This window comes from Agrobacterium salinitolerans (assembly GCF_027498475.1).
In the GTDB taxonomy this organism is placed as follows: domain Bacteria; phylum Pseudomonadota; class Alphaproteobacteria; order Rhizobiales; family Rhizobiaceae; genus Agrobacterium; species Agrobacterium salinitolerans.
Genome location: NZ_JAPZLN010000001.1, coordinates 1,039,689 through 1,058,492, shown reverse-complemented (window position 1 = coordinate 1,058,492; position 18,804 = coordinate 1,039,689). Strand labels below are relative to the sequence as shown.

At 59.0% G+C, this 18,804-nt stretch carries 16 protein-coding genes and 1 pseudogene; 7 read left to right on the top strand and 10 right to left on the bottom strand.

The window, feature by feature from the left end:
• Positions 1-28: 28 nt before the first annotated feature.
• Positions 29-973, bottom strand: a complete 945-nt coding sequence (locus O9X91_RS05135) for a LysR family transcriptional regulator (RefSeq protein ID WP_077983073.1) — start codon at positions 971-973, stop codon at positions 29-31.
• Positions 974-1,061: 88 nt separating this feature from the next.
• Here O9X91_RS05135 and O9X91_RS05130 point away from each other — a divergent pair, with 88 nt between their 5' ends.
• Both O9X91_RS05130 and O9X91_RS05125 read left to right on the top strand, forming a co-directional pair.
• Positions 1,062-2,099, top strand: coding sequence for an NAD-dependent epimerase/dehydratase family protein (locus O9X91_RS05130; protein WP_269833375.1), 1,038 nt, complete (start codon positions 1,062-1,064; stop codon positions 2,097-2,099).
• A complete protein-coding gene (locus O9X91_RS05125) occupies positions 2,099-2,488 on the top strand; it encodes a DUF6220 domain-containing protein (protein ID WP_142911718.1) in 390 nt (129 codons plus the stop codon). The genes O9X91_RS05130 and O9X91_RS05125 overlap by 1 nt, the downstream gene beginning before the upstream one ends.
• A gap of 54 nt (positions 2,489-2,542) precedes the next feature.
• Here the strand turns inward: O9X91_RS05125 and O9X91_RS05120 are convergent, their stop codons facing one another.
• From O9X91_RS05120 to trxB, 4 genes are all read right to left on the bottom strand, one after another.
• Entirely contained in the window at positions 2,543-3,655 is a 1,113-nt protein-coding gene (locus O9X91_RS05120; RefSeq protein WP_077983076.1) for an alkene reductase, read from the bottom strand.
• Between the two features lie 122 nt (positions 3,656-3,777).
• Positions 3,778-4,068, bottom strand: a complete 291-nt coding sequence (locus tag O9X91_RS05115; protein WP_137411041.1) for an ArsR/SmtB family transcription factor — start codon at positions 4,066-4,068, stop codon at positions 3,778-3,780.
• Between the two features lie 600 nt (positions 4,069-4,668).
• A complete protein-coding gene (locus O9X91_RS05110) occupies positions 4,669-5,565 on the bottom strand; it encodes a LysR family transcriptional regulator VtlR (RefSeq protein WP_046798419.1) in 897 nt (298 codons plus the stop codon).
• Between the two features lie 24 nt (positions 5,566-5,589).
• The gene (gene trxB / locus O9X91_RS05105; protein ID WP_077983077.1) at positions 5,590-6,564 is read right to left on the bottom strand and encodes a thioredoxin-disulfide reductase; all 975 of its coding nucleotides are present in this window, start codon (positions 6,562-6,564) and stop codon (positions 5,590-5,592) included.
• 250 nt (positions 6,565-6,814) lie between these two features.
• Between trxB and O9X91_RS05100 the strand changes: the two genes are divergently transcribed.
• Complete coding sequence (locus tag O9X91_RS05100) at positions 6,815-7,282, top strand: Lrp/AsnC family transcriptional regulator (protein ID WP_004430414.1); 468 nt, start codon at positions 6,815-6,817, stop codon at positions 7,280-7,282.
• A 37-nt stretch (positions 7,283-7,319) separates the two neighbouring features.
• Here the strand turns inward: O9X91_RS05100 and O9X91_RS05095 are convergent.
• Positions 7,320-8,372, bottom strand: a pseudogene (locus tag O9X91_RS05095) (glycosyltransferase family 4 protein); the annotation flags it as partial.
• A gap of 90 nt (positions 8,373-8,462) precedes the next feature.
• The gene (gene greA / locus O9X91_RS05090) at positions 8,463-8,939 is read right to left on the bottom strand and encodes a transcription elongation factor GreA (RefSeq protein WP_003522847.1); all 477 of its coding nucleotides are present in this window, start codon (positions 8,937-8,939) and stop codon (positions 8,463-8,465) included.
• Positions 8,940-9,160: 221 nt separating this feature from the next.
• Between greA and O9X91_RS05085 the strand changes: the two genes are divergently transcribed.
• The 3 genes from O9X91_RS05085 to O9X91_RS05075 all read left to right on the top strand — a co-directional run bounded on the left by O9X91_RS05085 (position 9,161) and on the right by O9X91_RS05075 (position 13,132).
• Complete coding sequence (locus tag O9X91_RS05085) at positions 9,161-10,393, top strand: putative DNA modification/repair radical SAM protein (protein WP_269833376.1); 1,233 nt, start codon at positions 9,161-9,163, stop codon at positions 10,391-10,393.
• Complete coding sequence (locus O9X91_RS05080) at positions 10,393-11,841, top strand: UdgX family uracil-DNA binding protein (protein WP_269834284.1); 1,449 nt, start codon at positions 10,393-10,395, stop codon at positions 11,839-11,841. Before O9X91_RS05085 ends, O9X91_RS05080 begins: the two co-directional genes overlap by 1 nt.
• Positions 11,842-11,992: 151 nt before the next feature.
• A complete protein-coding gene (locus tag O9X91_RS05075) occupies positions 11,993-13,132 on the top strand; it encodes a GGDEF domain-containing protein (protein ID WP_142911715.1) in 1,140 nt (379 codons plus the stop codon).
• Between the two features lie 79 nt (positions 13,133-13,211).
• Here the strand turns inward: O9X91_RS05075 and O9X91_RS05070 are convergent, their stop codons facing one another.
• The 3 genes from O9X91_RS05070 to O9X91_RS05060 all read right to left on the bottom strand — a co-directional run bounded on the left by O9X91_RS05070 (position 13,212) and on the right by O9X91_RS05060 (position 18,167).
• On the bottom strand, positions 13,212-13,400 hold the full coding sequence (locus O9X91_RS05070) for a type II toxin-antitoxin system antitoxin (protein WP_031233516.1): 189 nt from the start codon (positions 13,398-13,400) through the stop codon (positions 13,212-13,214).
• Positions 13,401-13,699: 299 nt separating this feature from the next.
• On the bottom strand, positions 13,700-17,188 hold the full coding sequence (gene carB / locus O9X91_RS05065) for a carbamoyl-phosphate synthase large subunit (RefSeq protein WP_077983083.1): 3,489 nt from the start codon (positions 17,186-17,188) through the stop codon (positions 13,700-13,702).
• Between the two features lie 157 nt (positions 17,189-17,345).
• On the bottom strand, positions 17,346-18,167 hold the full coding sequence (locus O9X91_RS05060; RefSeq protein ID WP_137410739.1) for a LytTR family DNA-binding domain-containing protein: 822 nt from the start codon (positions 18,165-18,167) through the stop codon (positions 17,346-17,348).
• A 92-nt stretch (positions 18,168-18,259) separates the two neighbouring features.
• Between O9X91_RS05060 and O9X91_RS05055 the strand changes: the two genes are divergently transcribed.
• Complete coding sequence (locus O9X91_RS05055) at positions 18,260-18,748, top strand: DUF2306 domain-containing protein (protein ID WP_142911714.1); 489 nt, start codon at positions 18,260-18,262, stop codon at positions 18,746-18,748.
• Positions 18,749-18,804 lie beyond the last annotated feature (56 nt).

The following is an 18,804-nucleotide window of genomic DNA, read 5'->3' as shown; positions in this document are numbered from 1 at the left end:
GGATCACTTCGCCGAGAGTTGTTCGGCATTAGCGCCGTTTGGGCGGAGCACTTGGGTCGGTTTCCTTAAGATGCCCCTTGAGGCCTTCGACGAGGGCGCTGAAGACGGCACGGCATCGCGGCGAGGTCTTGAGGTTTTCGTGCATCGCGACCCAGGTGTGGAGCGGGATATCGATGTTTGGGAGAACCTGAACCAGCCGTGGGTCCTTGCGTGCAAGGCCGATCTGGCAGACGCCAATGCCCGCGCTGGCGCGGATCATGGCAAGCTGGGCGAGATTGCTGTCGGCGCGGATTTCGAAGGAAATTTCTTCAATATCGGGTATTTCGGGGTCAAGCGAGCGCATTCGCTGGATGGCCGCTCGGATAAAGGGCGTCTTGCGGTCGAAACCGACCATCCGGTGGCGGTTCAGATCTTCCATGCTCGCCGGGGCGCCGGCTCTTGCCAGATAGTCGCGCGTCGCGTGAAATCCCAGGCGGAAATTGCCGATGTAACGCATGACGATTGCATCCTGCAGCGGTTCGGTCATGCGAATGGCGATATCCGCCTCGCGCCTTAAAAGGTCTTCCAGCGTATCGGATAGCGAAAGCTCGATTTCAAGCCGCGGGTGAACCTCCTGCATGGCGGTAATGATCGGCGGCAGCATTTCCACACCGATGATATCGGATGCGCTGATGCGCACCGTGCCTTCGATCTTGCCGACTTCGCCGGAGGCGGCGCGCATAAGGGCGGCGGTCGTCGCTGCCAGATTTTCCGCATAGGGACGGAGCGCAAGTGCTGCTTCCGTCGGCATCAACCCGTGGGGCGAGCGGATGAACAGCGGAAAACCAACGGCCTCCTCCAGCGCGCCGATATGGCGTCCCGCCGTCGGTTGGGTGATGCCAAGCTCGCGGGCGGCGGCAGACAATGAACCGTCGCTCAGCACGCTGAGGAAGGTGCGGTAGAAATCCCAGCTGATATCGCGGTTCTTCGTCATAATATTTTGTATAGCCGCTCCACTGATTTCGACAATTTCGTATATCGCACATCGGGTCGATACTCCAGACACACAAAGGAGTATGACAATGTCAATCGAGAACGATGCAAGTGCAGTGCAGGATCGGCGGCCTCTGGCTCTCGTCTTGGGAGTGAACGGCGGCGTCGGTGGTCAGGTTTCGCGAATGCTGCTGCAAAGGGGCTGGCGGCTAAGGGCGATGACTCGCCGAAAGCCAGCGTCTGAAGTCGCTGGCGACATTGAATTCGTGACAGGCGATGCGATGGACCGGCAGGATGTTCTCAAGGCGGCGCAGGGCGCTCAGCTCATCGTCCATGCGGTTAATCCTCCCGGCTATAGCGATTGGGAGAAGCAGGTCGTGCCGATGCTGGACAACACGATCGCCGCCGCCGAAAGCTGCGGCGCCAGGATAGTCTTTCCCGGTACGGTCTATAATTTCGGTTCGGACGCCTTTCCGCTGCTGACCGAAGAGAACCCGCAAACGCCGTTTACGCGCAAGGGCGCGTTGCGTGCGGAGATGGAGCGGCGGCTGAAAATGGCGTCGATGCGTGGCGTGCCGGTGCTGATTGTTCGGGCAGGGGATTTTTTTGGGCCGGATGCCAGAAACAACTGGTTTTCGCAGATGCTGGTGAAGCCCGGAAAGCCGGTTCGCAGCGTCCAGAATCCGGCTGCCCCTCATGCAGGACACCAATGGGCCTATCTGCCTGACGTGGCGGAGACGATCGGTCGGCTGCTGGACCGGGCAGATGAGCTTCCGGCTTTTGCCGTCTATCACATGGAGGGTTTCTGGGATTTCGACGGGCTGCAACTGGTTGAAGCCATCGAGCGGGTTGTCGGTCATCCGGTCAAGAGGCGGAGGCTGTCTTGGGCGGGCATCAAATTGGCCGCGCCCTTCGTTCCCCTGTTCCGTGAAGTACTGGAAATGCAATATCTCTGGCATATGCCGATCCGGATGAGCAATCGCAAGCTTACGGATTTCCTCGGAACGGAGCCCAGAACACCGATCGATGTCGCGATATCGACGACATTGGCGAGCCTCGGCTGCCTCGAGCAAAGGCAGGGTGCGGCGAGCCTTGCTCAACCGGTCGATGCCGGGGGCAGGGTGTGATGGCGACGGTCGGGATTGGGGTGTCGGTTTGGCGTCGCCTGTTTGTCGTGATCTCGGCAAGTGTGCCGTTACTCATTTTCGCGCAGGTGCTGCTGGCCGGGCTATCTATCTATTATGACGGATCGCTGATTTCGCTGCACAAGGGGCTCGGTCTCCTGATTTCGGTTCCGATCCTGTCACTGGTAATCCTCGCTCTGCGATACGACGAGTTGCGGCCCAATCTTGGCCGCGCGCTGGTCCTGCTCGGTCTCTATTGTTTTCAGGTGGCGCTGATGAGCATTGGCAGGGAAACGGGCAATGGTTTTCTGCAGGCGCTGCATGTGCCCAACGCTTTTGTCATGGGCGCGTTTTCCGACTTCGCCGCGCGGCAGGCGCGAAGGCCGTGCTGAGAGAAAAACGCCGCATCGCTTTCAGGCAATGCGGCGTCTTTGTTTTATCCTTTATCAGGCGAGCGCCGGGTAGTCAGTGTAACCCTCGGCCCCGCCGCCATAGAAGGTAGGCTGGTTCGGTTCATTCAAGGGCGCGTTGTCCTTGAAGCGGCGGACCAGATCCGGATTGGCGATGAAGGCCTTGCCGAAGGCGACGGCATCGACCTTGCCGCTCTCCACGGCTTGGATGGCGCTCTCGCGGTCATAACCATTATTGGCAATCCACAAGCCCTTGCCGCCGGCATTGCGATAAGCCGCCTTGAAGGCTGCGTAATCGAAAGGCTTGTCGCCCTGCTTGAAATCGCGCGGGCCGCCGGTTGCGCCTTCAACGACATGGATGAAGGCGAGATTGCGCTTGCCGAGCTGTTCCACCACGTAATTGTAGAGCGGCTGCGGGTCGGCCTCGAAAATATCGTTGGCCGGGGTAACGGGGGAAAGACGGATGCCAGTGCGGCCGGCGCCGATCTCCTCCGCAACCGCATCAACGACTTCCAGCAGGAAGCGGGCGCGGTTTTCAATAGAGCCGCCATAATCATCCGTGCGCTGGTTGGTGCTGGATTTCAGGAACTGCTCGATCAGGTAACCGTTGGCGGCATGGATTTCGACACCATCGAAACCGGCTTCCAGTGCTGCGCGTGCGCCGCTGCGGTAATCCTCGAGGATGAGACCGATATCGTCGATGGTGAGCGCGCGCGGCTCGGAGGTTTCGGCAAAGGCGCCGGTGCCGTCATCATTGATGATATAGGTCTTCGACTTCGCCGGAATGGCGGAAGGAGCAACCGGCTGGCCGCCATGCGGCTGTAGTGAGACGTGGGAAATGCGGCCCACATGCCAGATCTGCGCAACGATCTTGCCGCCGGCAGAATGCACGCCGTCGGTGATCTTCTTCCAGCCGTCGATCGCTTCCCGCTTGTAAAGGCCGGGAACGTCTGCGTAGCCCTGGCCCTGCTGGGAAATCGGCGTGCCTTCGGTGACGATCAGCCCGGCCGTGGCGCGCTGCTCGTAATAGGTAGCGTTGAGATTGTTGGGAATGGCGCCCGGCGAACGGTTGCGGGTGAGGGGAGCCATGACGATACGGTTGGCGAGCACGATATCGCCGGCCTGTGCCGGTTCGAAAAGACTGGTCATGCGACTTCACTTTCTGGTCGGTTGGCGAAATTGCGCGGTGGACGCGCTTTGTTTTTCGGGTGCCGGCGTGAAACCCGCTGCGGTCTCTAGTCCGGCACCCCGGGGCTCAAAGCTTGGGAGGCTCAGAGATTGGCTTGCAGATAATGGCGGAAGGCATCGATGGTTTCTTCGTTCCGCTCGAAAAACACCCATTGCCCAACTTTTTTCGACCGGATGAGGCCGGCTGCCTGCAACACCGCCAGATGCGACGAGACGGTGGATTGCGACAGGCCGCTGATCTGAAACTGGTTGGCGCACACCCCCATGCTGAGCGGATGCTCCTGGCAGAAATGATTTTCAGGGTTTTTCAGCCATTCCAGGAATTTCAGCCGTGCCGGGTGTGAAAGGGCCTTGAGGACTTCCTCCGGGTTCATCGGTGCTTCTTTAATATCTGACATGACCGATATATATATCGATCATTATCGATATACAAGTCACGTCTCTGTGAACGTTGCGGGGACGAAAAGGCTGTTCCAAAAAAGAAGGCCGCTGGATCTCTCCGCGGCCTGACAAGTTTGAAGGTCAAAAACCTCCAGAGGGGAACAGCTGTCGCGTGCCTTGGGCGAACGTGACAGCCAACTAAGATATGGGTGTGGGAACAATGCAAAACAAGGTTGCATCGTGCGATATTTCGCCAATTCGGAGAAAATTCTTGCGGGTAAAAAAAGAGGGCCGCCGGATAGATCCAGGGCCCTTTAAGTGTGAAGGTCAAAAACCTCCAGAGGGGAACAGCTGATGCGGTGGAACTGGGAGGAAAAGCCACCGTGTGCATCAGCTGAGAGCGATATGGTGCTTTTTTGTGCACGAAACAACTCTTTTTTGTGCAGGTCAGACATGCGCGCCGCGCAGCCCTCGATATTTCCGGTATATTTTATGTGCAAAGCTGAAAAGGGGCGCCTGTACGCCCCTCTTGCGTCTGCCTTTGTAAGGCTTTGAATTTGAAAGATTATTCTTTGACGTCGATTATTTTAACGTCAGAAGTTCCAGTTCCGCGCCTTGGCGACGATGAAGTCGCGGAAAGCCTTCAGCTTTGCAGCGTTTTTCATTTCGTCTGGATAGCAGAAATAGGTATCGAATGACGGAATATCTGCCGCGAGCGACAGCTGGATGAGGCCAGGATCGCGACCGACGATATAATCCGGCAAACAAGCGATACCTATCCCCAGCAGACAGGCCCGCTTGATCGAGGTCTGGCTGTTGATCTGCAGATGTGGAATGCGTGTGTTGTCAGAGGAGCGCCCAGCATTCTCCAGCCAGTTGACGTCTAGCAGGTAGTTTGGCGCCGGTTCACCGAAGGAAATGATGCGGTGATTGTCGAGATCCTCGATCGACTGTGGCTCTCCGTGACGGTTGATATACGACGGTGCGGCATAGACGTGCATATGCACCGTGAACAGCTTGCGCTGAATGAGGTCCGACTGCTGCGGCTGGCGCAGGCGGATGGCACAATCGGCGTGGCGCATGTTCACATCCAGCTCCTCATTGTCGAGGATGAGCTGGATCGACATTTCCGGGTAGAGCTGCAGGAACTCCTGTACCTTGTCCGTCAGCCACCCCTGGCCGAGACCGACGGTTGTCGTCACGCGCAGCTTGCCGCTCGGCTTTTCCGTCGTTTCGGTGAGTTGCATCTTCACCGTTTCGAGCTTCAGCAGCACGTCGTGGGCGGTGCGATACAGCAGCTCACCCTGTTCGGTGAGGATGAGGCCGCGAGCGTGGCGATGGAACAGCTTGACGCCGACATCCTGCTCCAGCGCGCTGACCTGACGGCTGATGGCCGACTGGGACAAATGCAGCTTGTCGGCAGCGTGGGTGAAAGACCCAGCTTCGGCTGCGGCATGGAAAATGCGCAGTTTATCCCAGTCCAATGGCATTGCCATGCCTATCCTGCCTTTCGGTTATTCCGCTGCGACCGCGAGCGGTTGTTGCGCGGTGAGATAACGTTCCGCTTCCAGCGCCGCCATGCAGCCCATGCCGGCGGCGGTGATCGCTTGGCGGTAAATGTCGTCGGTAACGTCACCGGCTGCAAAAATGCCTTCCACGTCGGTAGCGGTGGAATCGGGGGCGGTCCACATGTAGCCGTTGTCTTTCAGCTTCACCTTGCCCTTGAACAGCTCGACTGCCGGCGCATGGCCGATGGCGACGAAGACACCGTCGATGGGGAATTCGCTGATCGCGCCGGTCTTGGTATCACGCAGCTTCACGCCGGAGACAGAAGGCGGCATGGGCGGCTTGGCCGGTGCGCCGGTGATTTCGGCGATTTCCGTGTTCCAGAGGATCTTGACGTTTTCCTTGGCGAACAGGCGCTCCTGCAGAATTTTTTCGGAGCGGAAGCTGTCGCGGCGGTGCACCACTGTCACGGATTTGGCGATATGGGCGAGATAGAGCGCTTCTTCCACGGCGGAATTACCGCCGCCGACCACGATCACGTCCTTGTTGCGATAGAAGAAACCGTCGCAGGTAGCGCAGGCGGAAACACCGAAGCCCTGAAATTGCTGTTCGCTTTCGATGCCGAGCCACTTGGCCTTGGCGCCGGTGGCGATGATCAGCGTATCGGCCGTCCAGACCTGACCGGAATCGGTCTTGACCACGAAAGGCCGTACGGTGGTGTCAACTTCGGTGACGAGGTCGCTGACGATTTCCGCCCCCACATGCGTCGCCTGCTTCAGCATCTGGTCCATCAGCCATGGGCCTTGGATCGGATCGGCGAAACCCGGATAGTTTTCCACGTCCGTGGTGATCATCAATTGCCCGCCCTGTTCCATGCCGGCAATCAGCACGGGTTTCAGCATGGCGCGGGCCGCGTAGATCGCTGCCGTATAGCCGGCGGGACCAGAGCCTATGATCAATACCTTCGTATGGCGGGCAGACATGGAAATATTCCTTCTCAATAACGGGGTCTTCGCTCGAGGGCCTTCCAGCCGCAGGACGGCGGACGGGCCGCAACCCCTTCGTTGCCCGGTATTTAAGGTTGTCTAGTGTCTTTATTCAAGGGCAGCCTTGCGTTACCAACAAGGCAGTTGTGGATGCGCGCGCAATTTTGTGACCGGGCGGTGGCATAATGTTGCGAATCCCGCGCCGAATAGTACAAGGAAGTTCTACAGCTTAACGAGGTACTCCTCCGTGACCAGCGTCGAACTCGATGCCATCGATCTGAAAATCCTGCGCGAATTGCAGCGCGACGGGCGCATGACCAATGTGGAGCTGGCCGAAAGGGTCGGTATATCCGCGCCGCCATGCCTCAGGCGCGTCCGCAAGCTGGAAGAGGCGGGTGTGATCGAGGGCTATCACGCCATGTTGAACGCGCCGAAGCTCGGTTTCGATCTCGTCGCCTTCTGCATGATCGGTCTCAAACGCCAGTCGGACAGCAATCTGAAGGCTTTTGCGGCGGCAACCGCTGGCTGGTCGCTGGTGCGGCAGGCGTGGATGGTGTCGGGCGAAAGCGACTTTCTGCTGCATTGCGTGGCCAAAAACCTGACGGAATTTCAGGATTTCGTCATCGAGGTTCTGACGGCGGACGAAAATGTCGATACGGTGCGCACCATGCTCACCATCCGTCAGGTGAAGCGCGTCGGTCTGGTGGAAATCTGATCGGCCGGCTTTTCGTCGACTTCGGAGGGGGCATTACCCCCCGCCGCAACGCCTCGTAGACTTCGCCGAGACTTGTCGCTTCTTTTTCCAGCGGAAAAGTGCTGCGCACGTGCGCAAGTCCGGCACTTGCGTGGGCTTTGGCCAGAGCAGGATCGGCGAGATAAATCTTTATCGCATCTCTCAGCGCGACATAGTTACCCGCATCGACAACCGCCCCGGTCTCGCCCCTGACGATCATTTCCTCATAAGCGCCGGCGTTGCTGGCGACAACGGCCGTCTCCGAGGCCATGGCTTCGAGCGGTGTTAAGCCGAAGCCTTCGTTGCGGGACGGGGCGACATAAAGCGTCAGCCGCCGGTACCAGGGCTTGATGTCGTCAACTTCTCCCTGAAAGACGATTCGGTCGGAAAGGCCGGCTGCGGTCACATCGGCCTTGAGCGCATCACCAAAGGCCTTGTGTTCTGCTGTGATGCGGCCGGAAACTACAGCGGTCCATTGCGGGTAATGGGGCAGAAGCTCGATCATGGCGCGCACGAAGAGATCAGTGCCCTTCTGGTGGCGCACCCGCCCGAAACAGCCGATCAGATATTCCCCCGGCAGGCCGGTTGCCGCGATCGTGTCTTCTGGGCCGGTGGCGGGGTGGAACAGCTCGGTATCGACGCCATGCATGACGACGCGGTGGGGCACTTCCAGAAACGAGCCGGAGCGCGCGTTGGTCGCAACCACGGCGTCCATCTTCGAAATCAGAAAGCGTGTATAGGCGGAATGCCGTCTCTGCGCTGCCGAGGTGAACAGAAGCTTCACCTTCATGCGCAGCACGTCACGCATGAGAAGACCCGGCAACATTTCAAGATTTCGCCGGGCATGCCAGATGCGCGGGCCGCCCTGCGGACCGTCCTGCCAGAGCCGCCACAGATCACGAAAGCGCACATGCGGCAGATGCGGCGGCAGGCCGGGGCCGATGACGGCGACCTGCTGTCCCAGCCGGTTCTGCACCGGTATCAGCTGAACGATGGTTGAGGTGACGCCGGAGAGCCTGCGTTTGAAGTTCGGCGCAAGCACCTGCACATCTTTCAGACTGACGTGGGACAAGATGGGCTTCCGTCTTTGCGGCTAATTTTGGGGATTGAAGACTTCAAGAAAAGCAATGCGCCCGCATGGGGCGCATTGCATGTGGGGGCGTCAGCCCCACTGAACCGCGAGAATCTCGTAGCCCTTGGCGCCGCCCGGAGCGTTAACTTCAATGCTGTCGCCGACTTCCTTGCCGATGAGCGCGCGGGCGATGGGCGAGGAGATGGAGATGCGGCCGGCCTTCACATCGGCTTCTTGGTCGCCGACGATCTGATAGGTCTTTTCCTCATCGCTATCCTCGTCGACCAGCTTGACGGTGGCGCCGAACTTGATCTTCGAACCCGACATCTTGGAGAGATCGATGACTTCCGCGCGCGCGGTCAGGTCTTCGAGTTCGGTGATGCGGCCTTCATTGTGGCTCTGTGCTTCCTTGGCAGCATGGTACTCGGCGTTTTCCGAAAGGTCGCCATGGGCGCGCGCTTCCGCAATCGCCTCGATGATACGGGGGCGTTCCTCCTGCTGGCGCCAGCGCAGCTCCTCCTGAAGCTTGACGAATCCACCCTGAGTCATCGGTACTTTTTCTACCATTTTTTTATCCTTCGCATTCCGGTCGCTATACTTGCAGACACAAAAAGAAACAGGTTCCGGAGAGGAACTCCGGAACCATGCCAAAATCAAAACTGAGCCGACTATATCAGAAGACGGCAGCGAAATGCCAGCAAATTTGAGGTGCGCATATTTCCTCTCGTAATCAATGCCTTAACCAGTTTCATTGACATTCGTCGTCAGAACATATAGTGAACATACCTATGAAGAAGTCGATCAAGCAACGGCTGGCCATTCTCTCCGACGCGGCAAAATACGATGCGTCCTGCGCATCGAGCGGCACGACCAAGCGAAACTCTGCAGCATCAGGCGGTCTGGGCTCCACGGAGGGGTCGGGCATTTGCCACGCTTATGCTCCCGATGGACGCTGCATTTCGCTCTTGAAGATTCTGCTCACCAACTTCTGCATCTATGATTGTGCCTATTGCATCAACCGGTCGTCAAGCAATGTGGAGCGGGCGCGTTTCACGCCGGAAGAGGTGGTGTGGCTGACGCTCGAGTTTTATCGGCGCAACTATATTGAAGGGCTCTTCCTATCGTCGGGCATCATCCGGTCGTCGGATCATACGATGGAAGAGATGGTGCGGGTTGCACGCGAGCTGCGCGTTACGCATGGTTTTCGAGGCTATATCCATCTGAAGTCGATTCCGGAGGCGTCGCCCAGGCTCATCGAGGAGGCGGGGCTTTACGCGGATCGTCTCTCGATCAATATCGAATTGCCGACCGATAGCGGCATTGGTCGTTTCGCGCCGGAAAAGCAGCCCGCCAATATTCGCCGCTCCATGGCCGATATCCGCCTGAAGATTGAGGAGGCGGGGGAGCCGACCGTCAGGACGAAAAAGACCAAGCGCTTTGCGCCGGCCGGGCAGAGCACGCAGATGATCGTGGGGGCGGATGGCGCTGACGATAACACCATTCTCTCCACCAGTGCCCGGCTTTATGGCAGCTACGGTTTACGGCGCGTCTATTATTCGGCCTTCAGCCCCATTCCGGATTCGTCGAAAAACCTGCCGCTGATCAAACCGCCGCTGATGCGGGAGCACCGGCTTTATCAGGCGGATTGGCTTTACCGCTTTTACGGCTTCGACATTGGCGAGATAACGGCGATCGGGGGGGACGGCATGCTCGATCTCGATATCGACCCGAAACTGGCCTGGGCGCTGAAACATCGCGACCGTTTCCCGGTGGACGTTAATGCGGCGGATCGGGAAATGCTGCTGCGGGTGCCCGGTTTCGGCACCAAGACGGTGGCCTCCGTTCTCTCGTCACGGCGGTTCCGGCGGCTGCGGCTGGAGGATATTGCGCGTTTCGGCGTTTCCCTGAAAAAGGTGAAGGCTTTTATCGTCGCAGAGGGCTGGACGCCGGGCAAGCTGACCGAGCGGCCGGATTTGCGGGCGATGTTTGCACCGCAGCCCGAACAATTGTCGCTGTTGTGATGTACTGCCCGGTGCTGGAAGGGCGGGGCGATTTCGGCGAGTGGCGCGATGCCGCGCGTGCGGCCCTTGCCGCCGATATTCGACCGGAGACGATTGACTGGCGGTTGCAGGATTACGGGGCAGGGCTGCTGGATTTCGCCGGTGAGCCATTACCGACGGTCGATGCCGGCAATGGGCAGGTTTCCGTTCCGGCCTCGTTTTTGGCGCTGGCGCAGGCCGTCATCTGCCATGGCGATCCCGGCCGGTTTGCGCTGCTTTACCGGTTGTTGTGGCGGCTGAAGCGGGATCGCGCCCTGTTGCAGTTCAAGTCCGATCCGGATGTTGCAGAGGCCCGTTTGCTCGAGAAATCGGTGCGTCGGGATTGTCACAAGATGACGGCCTTCGTCCGTTTCAAGGAGTTGTGCTTGCCGCAGGGGCAGGGCGGGCGACGGCGGTTCGTGGCCTGGTTCGAGCCGGATCATTTCATCGTCGAGCGAACGGCAGCGTTTTTCCAGCGACGGTTTACCGATATGGACTGGCTGATCGCCACGCCGAAAGGGTCCGCCCGATGGGATGGAAGCGAGCTGCAAACCTCTCGGGAGGCGGCGGCGAAGCTTGATCTGACGGACGAGACGGATGAACTCTGGCGGACCTATTATGCCAATATATTCAATCCGGCGCGCCTCAAGATCAAAGCCATGACGGCGGAGATGCCAAAGAAATACTGGAAGAACCTGCCGGAAGCCGATCTCATTCCCGACCTCATTCTCGGTGCGGAGGCGCGGGTGCTGGAAATGGCCGCCAGAACGGCGAGCCAGCCGCAGCCCTTTCATCATCGCCTGCAGGCTGCGGCCGCTGCACGGGAGATGCCGCAACTGGCGCCAGACGGAACGCTTGCGTCGCTGGCGCGGGAGGCTGGCCACTGTACCCGCTGTCCCCTGCATTGCAGCGCCACGCAAACGGTTTTCGGTTCCGGGCCGGAGGATGCGGAAATCATGATCGTTGGCGAACAGCCGGGCGATCGTGAAGATCTCGCCGGAAAGCCTTTTGTCGGCCCGGCTGGCCAGCTTTTCGACCGGACTCTTGCCGATGTCGGTATTGAGCGCAAAAAGCTCTACGTCACCAATGCCGTCAAACACTTCAAATATGAAACGCGCGGCAAACGACGCATCCATCAACGGCCGAATGCAGGCGAGGTGGAGCAATGCCGCTGGTGGCTCAATCAGGAAATCGCGCTCGTCCGGCCGAAACTGATCGTTGCCATGGGCGCAACTGCGCTTTATGCGCTGACCGGCGGCAAAGAAAGGCTCTCGGAGATCAGGGGTCGTCCTATACCGATGGAGGAGGGCCGAACGCTTTTTGTCACCGTGCACCCCTCCTATCTCCTGCGCCTTGCTGGTGGGCGGGCGAAAGAGGCGGAAATGACGCGGTTCGTTGAGGATATAAAGTTTATTAGAATATTCGAATAGATTTCGATGTGTATATCGGAGATTTATCGAAAACTTGAGCCATAACTTCCGGTATTATCGTTTAACGATTGGTTTTCCGTTATTTTTATTGAAATTTTATAATTGATATTGTATTTGGTTGTTTTAAATTTATTCATTGTATGGACAATTAATTTTGGGTGAGCTCGACCTCGCGACAGTAATACTGATGCAAAAATGTTCTTACATCGTTGGTCTGTTAAGCTTTATCTATCTCAAAATGAGTAGCCGCGGTCTACCGGGGCCCATTCCTCTTGCTGCGGGTTTTGCGGCGATGACGGTCGGTTCGACGCTTGCCGGTTATGGCGAATGGAAAATATTGTCGCCGATCGTTTGGGAGCTTGGCAGCGTTTTGTTCGGTATTGCCGGATATGCGCTTATCTGGCTGGGTCTAAAGACATTGAGCGATGGACGTTTCGTCAATCGCAAAACCATCCTGTTCACCTGTCTTATTGCAGTGCTGGCGATTGGCGTTGCGTTGCAGGTGGCCGGCAACAACGCGTTTCGCGCGGCGCTTTTTAATGGCTGCGCGGCTCTGGCCTATCTTGGCGGGGCGGGTGTGCTTTTTGCCCGGTGGCGGAAAGAGCCGCTTCTTTCGCGGCTGGCGCTTGGTGCGATTACCGGCGTCTCCGGCCTGATATCGCTTGCGGTGATGAAAAGCGTGCTTTTCCCCGCTTATGCCAGCATCAACCTAGTCAATGCGTTCTTCTTCATTATCATGCTGAACTTCGCCATCTCGCTCTTCGTGATGATGCTGGTGGCGGAGCGATCCGAGCGGAAATTGCTGGTTCTGGCGAATACCGATCCGCTGACGGGCGTCAAGAACCGGCGTTTCTTCTTTCAGACGATGCCTGCCGTCCCCGATCCCAACGACGCGGCCATGCTGCTTGATATTGATCACTTCAAGTCGATCAACGACCGCTTCGGCCATGCCGTCGGCGACAGTGTGCTACAGGAAGTGGCAAGGCGCATCGGCGGCAGCATCCGTGGCGGAGACGTGCTGGCGCGTTATGGCGGCGAGGAATTCATCATCTTCCTGCCGGGCGCCGGTGTGGACAAGGCCTGCATGATCGGCGAACGCATTCGTAACGCGGTTGCGATAAATGAGGTCGATTGCGGCGGTCTGCGTGTCGGGGTGACCATCAGCATCGGCGTTGCCGCCACCGGCGACATGCGCTGCGATCTCCAGACGCTCGCAGAAAAGGCAGATCGTGCGCTTTACCGGGCAAAGACCGAGGGGCGCAATTGCGTTCGCGAGGCGCTGGCGGCGTAGGCGGGGCTGCGGGCCGGCGATCTTTCCGCAGGACCGCCTCGCATCTTTGTGTCTTGTAGCGTCGTTGTCACCCTGCGGTCTAAAAGGGCGGCTTGTCTGCTTCATCCGCCGTAGCGCGGCGGGACAGGGCCTCTTTCAGAAGAACCTCGATCTGGGCATTGACGCTGCGCAGTTCGCCGCTCGCGGTGTGCCGGATCATGTTCAATATTGCGGGTTCGATCCGCAACGGAAAAGCCACCCGCTCCGGTCCCGGTGGACGTCCAGCCATGATCAGGTCCTCAAGGCGGTGTTTTGGCCCATCAGGGCCAGGTGTTCCCATCGCTGGGTCCCTGTGGCGGGGCGCTTCAGCATCTTCATGGAGCGTTTGACCTCAGCTTCGGCAACGGCGCGGCGAATGGCTGCGGGCGATCCGTCATTGCGCAATAGGGATATCATGGACCTCGTTCGAACTGATGTTTTGATACCGGCAATGAATTGCAGCAGGATTACGCAATGCAAAACGCCGCGGGCATGGTGACCTGCGGCGCTTTGTTTTCATTCAGCGTTGGAACCTGCGGTTCCCGCAGCTTACTGGAAGTAGCTCTGCAGCGGCTTCACTTCCAGATTGCCGGCCTTCAGCGCCTGGATGGCAAGCGCTGCTGCTTCCGCACCCGCCATCGTCGTGTAGTAAGGCACCTTCTGCATCAGCGTCGCGCGGCGCAAGGACTTCGAGTCCGAAATCGCCTTGTTGCTGTCGGTGGTGTTGATGACGAGCTGGACCTGACGGTTGCGGATGGCGTCTTCGATATGCGGACGGCCTTCCTGCACCTTGTTGATCTTTTCGGCGTTGATGCCCTTTTCGGCGAGGAAACGCTGGGTGCCGCCGGTGGCCAGCACCTTGAAGCCGCTTTCCACGAGAATGCGGATGGCCGGCAGAACGCCTTCCTTGTCCTCGTCACGCACCGAGACGAAGACCGCGCCGGAGCGGGGCAGGTCGACGCCGGCGCCGAGCTGGCTCTTGGCGAAGGCGAGCGCGAAATCCGTGTCGAGGCCGATGACTTCGCCGGTCGAGCGCATTTCCGGTCCGAGCAGAATGTCGACGCCGGGGAAGCGCGCGAAGGGGAAGACAGCTTCCTTGACGGCAATGTGCTTGAGGTTGCGCGGATCGGGCTTCTGGCCATAGGCGGCAATCGCCGGATCGAGCTTCTCGCCGGCCATGACGCGGGCGGCGATCTTGGCGATCGGCGCGCCGATGGTCTTGGCCACGAAAGGCACGGTGCGCGAGGCGCGCGGATTGACTTCGAGAACGTAGATCGTGCCGTCCTTGATGGCGTATTGCACGTTCATCAGGCCGCCGACATTGAGAGCCTTGGCGAGCGCCGTCGTCTGACGCTCCAGCTCGTCGACGATTTCCTTCGACAGCGAACGGACCGGCAGCGAGCAGGCCGAGTCGCCCGAATGGATGCCGGCTTCTTCGATGTGCTCCATGATGCCGGAGACGAAGACGCTTTCGCCGTCGCACAGCGCATCGACGTCCACTTCAACGGCGTTGGTCAGGTAGCTGTCGAACAGCAGCGGGTTCTTGCCGAGCAGGGTGTTGATCTGGCCGGTCTTGTCGTTGGGGTAACGCTGCTTGATGTCCTCGGGTACGAGGCCCGGAACCGTGTCGAGCAGATAGGTCTGGAGCTGGCCTTCCGAATGGATGATCTGCATGGCGCGGCCACCCAGAACGTAGGACGGGCGAACCACCAGCGGGAAGCCGATTTCCGAGGCAACGAGGCGGGCCTGCTCGACCGAATAGGCGATGCCGTTGTTCGGCTGGGCAAGATCGAGCTTCATCAAGAGCTTCTGGAAGCGGTCGCGGTCTTCGGCAAGGTCGATCATGTCAGGCGCGGTGCCGAGGATCGGGATACCGTTCTTTTCCAGCGCTTCGGCAAGCTTCAGCGGGGTCTGGCCGCCGAACTGCACAATGACGCCGACGAGTTCGCCCTTCTCCTGTTCCGCGCGCATGATCTCGATCACGTCTTCGGCGGTCAGCGGCTCGAAATAGAGACGGTCGGAGGTGTCGTAGTCGGTGGAAACGGTTTCCGGGTTGCAGTTGATCATGATCGCTTCAAAGCCGGCATCCTTCAGCGCGAAGGCGGCATGGCAGCAGCAGTAGTCGAACTCGATGCCCTGGCCGATACGGTTCGGGCCACCGCCGAGGATGACGACCTTCTTACGGTCGGAGACCTGCGCTTCCGAGCGGGCTGCGCCGACGAAGGGAATTTCATAGGTCGAATACATGTAAGCGGTCGGCGACGCGAATTCGGCCGCACAGGTGTCGATACGCTTGAAGACCGGGCGGACGTTCAGGCTGTTGCGCAGCTCGGCCACTTCCTTCGGGCGCTTGGAGGTCAGGCTGGCGAGGCGGGCATCGGAGAAGCCCATGGCTTTCAACATGCGCAGGTTTTCGGCATCCTGCGGCAGGCCGTGCTCGCGGATGCGGGCTTCCGTATCCACGATGGCCTTGAACTGGGCGATAAACCACGGGTCGATCTTGGAGTTTTCGTGGACCTCCTCTTCGGTCATGCCCATGCGCAGCGCCTGGGCGACCATGCGCAGGCGGTCTGGCGTCGGTGTGCCGATGGCGGCGCGGATCGCGTTCTTGGAGCCTTCGCCCTCTTCGTAACCGGGGATTTCGATTTCATCGAGACCGGTGAGGCCGGTTTCGAGGCCACGCAGCGCTTTCTGCAGCGATTCCGCAAAGGTGCGGCCGATGGCCATGACTTCACCGACCGACTTCATGGCGGTGGTGAGGATCGGCGACGCGCCCGGGAACTTTTCGAAGGCGAAACGCGGGATCTTGGTGACGACGTAATCGATCGACGGTTCGAACGATGCCGGGGTCGCGCCGCCGGTAATGTCGTTTTCGAGTTCGTCCAGCGTATAGCCGATAGCGAGTTTGGCGGCGATCTTGGCAATCGGGAAGCCGGTTGCCTTCGATGCGAGAGCAGACGAGCGCGAGACGCGTGGGTTCATTTCGATGACGACGAGGCGGCCATCCTTGGGATTGACGGCGAACTGCACGTTCGAGCCGCCGGTCTCAACGCCGATCTCGCGCAGCACCGCAATCGAGGCGTTGCGCATGATCTGGTATTCCTTGTCGGTCAAGGTCAGCGCCGGTGCAACGGTGATCGAGTCACCCGTGTGGACACCCATCGGATCGATGTTTTCGATGGAGCAGATGATGATGCAATTGTCCGCCTTGTCGCGGACGACTTCCATCTCATATTCCTTCCAGCCGAGCACCGATTCTTCGACCAGAACTTCCGTCGTCGGCGAGGCGTCGAGACCGCCCGAGACGATATCGAAGAATTCCGAGCGGTTATAAGCAATGCCGCCGCCGGTGCCGCCGAGCGTGAAGGACGGGCGGATGATGGCGGGCAGGCCGACATGATCGATGGCCTGAGCGGCAATCGCCATGGCGTGGGCCATATAACGCTGCTTGCGGTCGGTTTCGCCGAGGTTCCACTGGTTTTCGAGATCGTCCAGCGCCTTGTCGAGATCGGGGCCTGAAAGCTTGCTCTTCAGCTCGGTGCGGGCGGCCTCGTGCTTTTTGCGGTCGGCATCCTTGATTTCGGTGGCGTTGGCCAGCATCGAGCGCGGGGTTTCAAGGCCGATGCGGGCCATGGCCTCGCGGAAGAGCGCGCGATCTTCCGCCATGTCGATGGCTTCGGGCTTCGCGCCGATCATTTCGACGTTGTAGCGATCGAGAACGCCCATGCGCTTGAGAGAAAGCGCGGTGTTAAGCGCCGTCTGGCCGCCCATCGTCGGCAGAAGCGCGTCCGGACGCTCCTTGGCGATGATCTTGGCGACGACTTCAGGGGTGATCGGCTCGACATAGGTTGCGTCGGCAAGGCCCGGATCGGTCATGATCGTGGCCGGGTTGGAGTTGACCAGAATGACCCGGTAACCTTCTTCCTTAAGCGCCTTGCAGGCCTGCGTGCCGGAATAGTCGAATTCACATGCCTGACCGATGACGATCGGGCCTGCGCCAATGATGAGGATGGACTTGATATCTTGGCGCTTCGGCATGGCTCTCTCGTTCCGCTTTTTGGTTGCGCAAAACACCGGCCAGGGTGGAAGATCACCGGCCGGGGAGCGCAATTCAAATGTTTTCAGGCTAGAAGCGGCTTATAGGCAAATGTTTTTGAGAACGGAACCCCATAAATTCCGGAATCGACAGAAACTCTTAACGGGCAGGGGCATGTGCGGTGAAACGGGCCTGGACCGCTGCACTATAGGAGCGGCTGACGGGGATTTCCGTACCGTCTTTCGTGATCACGTGCAGGCGACCGGCTCGTTTGCGCAGCAAGGTAACGTCGGCATCGGCAATCCAGTGCGACCGGTGCACCTGCAAGCCTTCCGTATGGCCTATTTCCTTCAGCGCGTCGGAGAAACGCAGCAGAACGAGATGACGCCCGCGCGTGGTGACGATTTCAGTATAGTGGTCCTGCACTGACAGTCGCAGCAATTCGCCGCGCTTTTGCGGCGGCAGTCGCTCCAGCAGCGGCGCGGTGCTTTTCACCTCGCATCCGGTGTTTTTGCCTGTGCCCATTATGGCGATTGGCGCTGTTGCAAGCGACTGGCTGGCGGTGAGATAGCTTAGCAGGCAGAAGATGGCGCAAAGAGGCAGGGATGACAGGCTGCTTTGTAGAAATGGGCCGAAACCCATTTCCGTGCCCGAAAAGATCCGGTTGGTGATGGTAAGCAGGAGCCCTATCGGCAGGGCGGCCGTCAGCGAGCCGATCATCATGCGCGCCAGCATATTCCTGATATTATCGGCGAAGACGCGGTTGGCGACGATGGAAAAGGATATGGCAAGTATCCAGGCGCCGGCCTGTACGATTGTCCAGTAAAGCAGCCGCTCGGCGAAGCTCATGGTTTCGCTCGTGCCGAAAGGTCCGGTCACGATGAAGATCGCCAGCACCGCGAGAAATGTCAGCCATAGCCTGGACGATTGCAGGATGGCGTGCATTTCACGAAGCGTGGACTGCAGATACGGGTGATCCACGAAGTTTTCCTGCGGTTGGCGTCAATCCGTTTTTCCTGAGCGCATGTTTTGCCGAAATTGCCGGTGATTTCAACCGAGCCGAAACAGCGCCCATGTCACTTCAGCCATTGTTAGACGCACCGCTTGCCGTGCAATTCCATGTCGCCACTGTCGTTCCTGCGGCCATTCTCGGCGCCTTCATTTTCCTGCGTCCCAAGGGCGACGCCGTTCACCGGCTGCTCGGCAAGATCTGGGTGATGCTGATGGTGACGACTTCCATTTCAACCTTCTTCATCCATGAGCTGAAGATGTTTTATGGTTTCAGCCCCATCCACCTGCTCTCCGCCTTCACCCTTTATGGATGTCTGCAATCGGTCCATTTTGCGCGCCGCGGCGCTATCGCCCGTCACATGCGGATCATGCAGAGCGTTTATCTCGGCGGCATCGTGATTGCCGGAGGCTTCACCTTCGTTCCGGGACGCATCATGCACGAGGTTGCTTTTGGTGATGGCAGAGCCGGATTTGTGGCGCTTTTGGCTGGCGCTGTCCTGTTTACCTTCCTGTTTGTGATCGTGCTGAAACAAAGACGCAGGACTGCGTGAGAGACTCCGTTTGCCGCCTCTGCTTTCTTCCGGAACAAGATGTATTATAGTGCCGT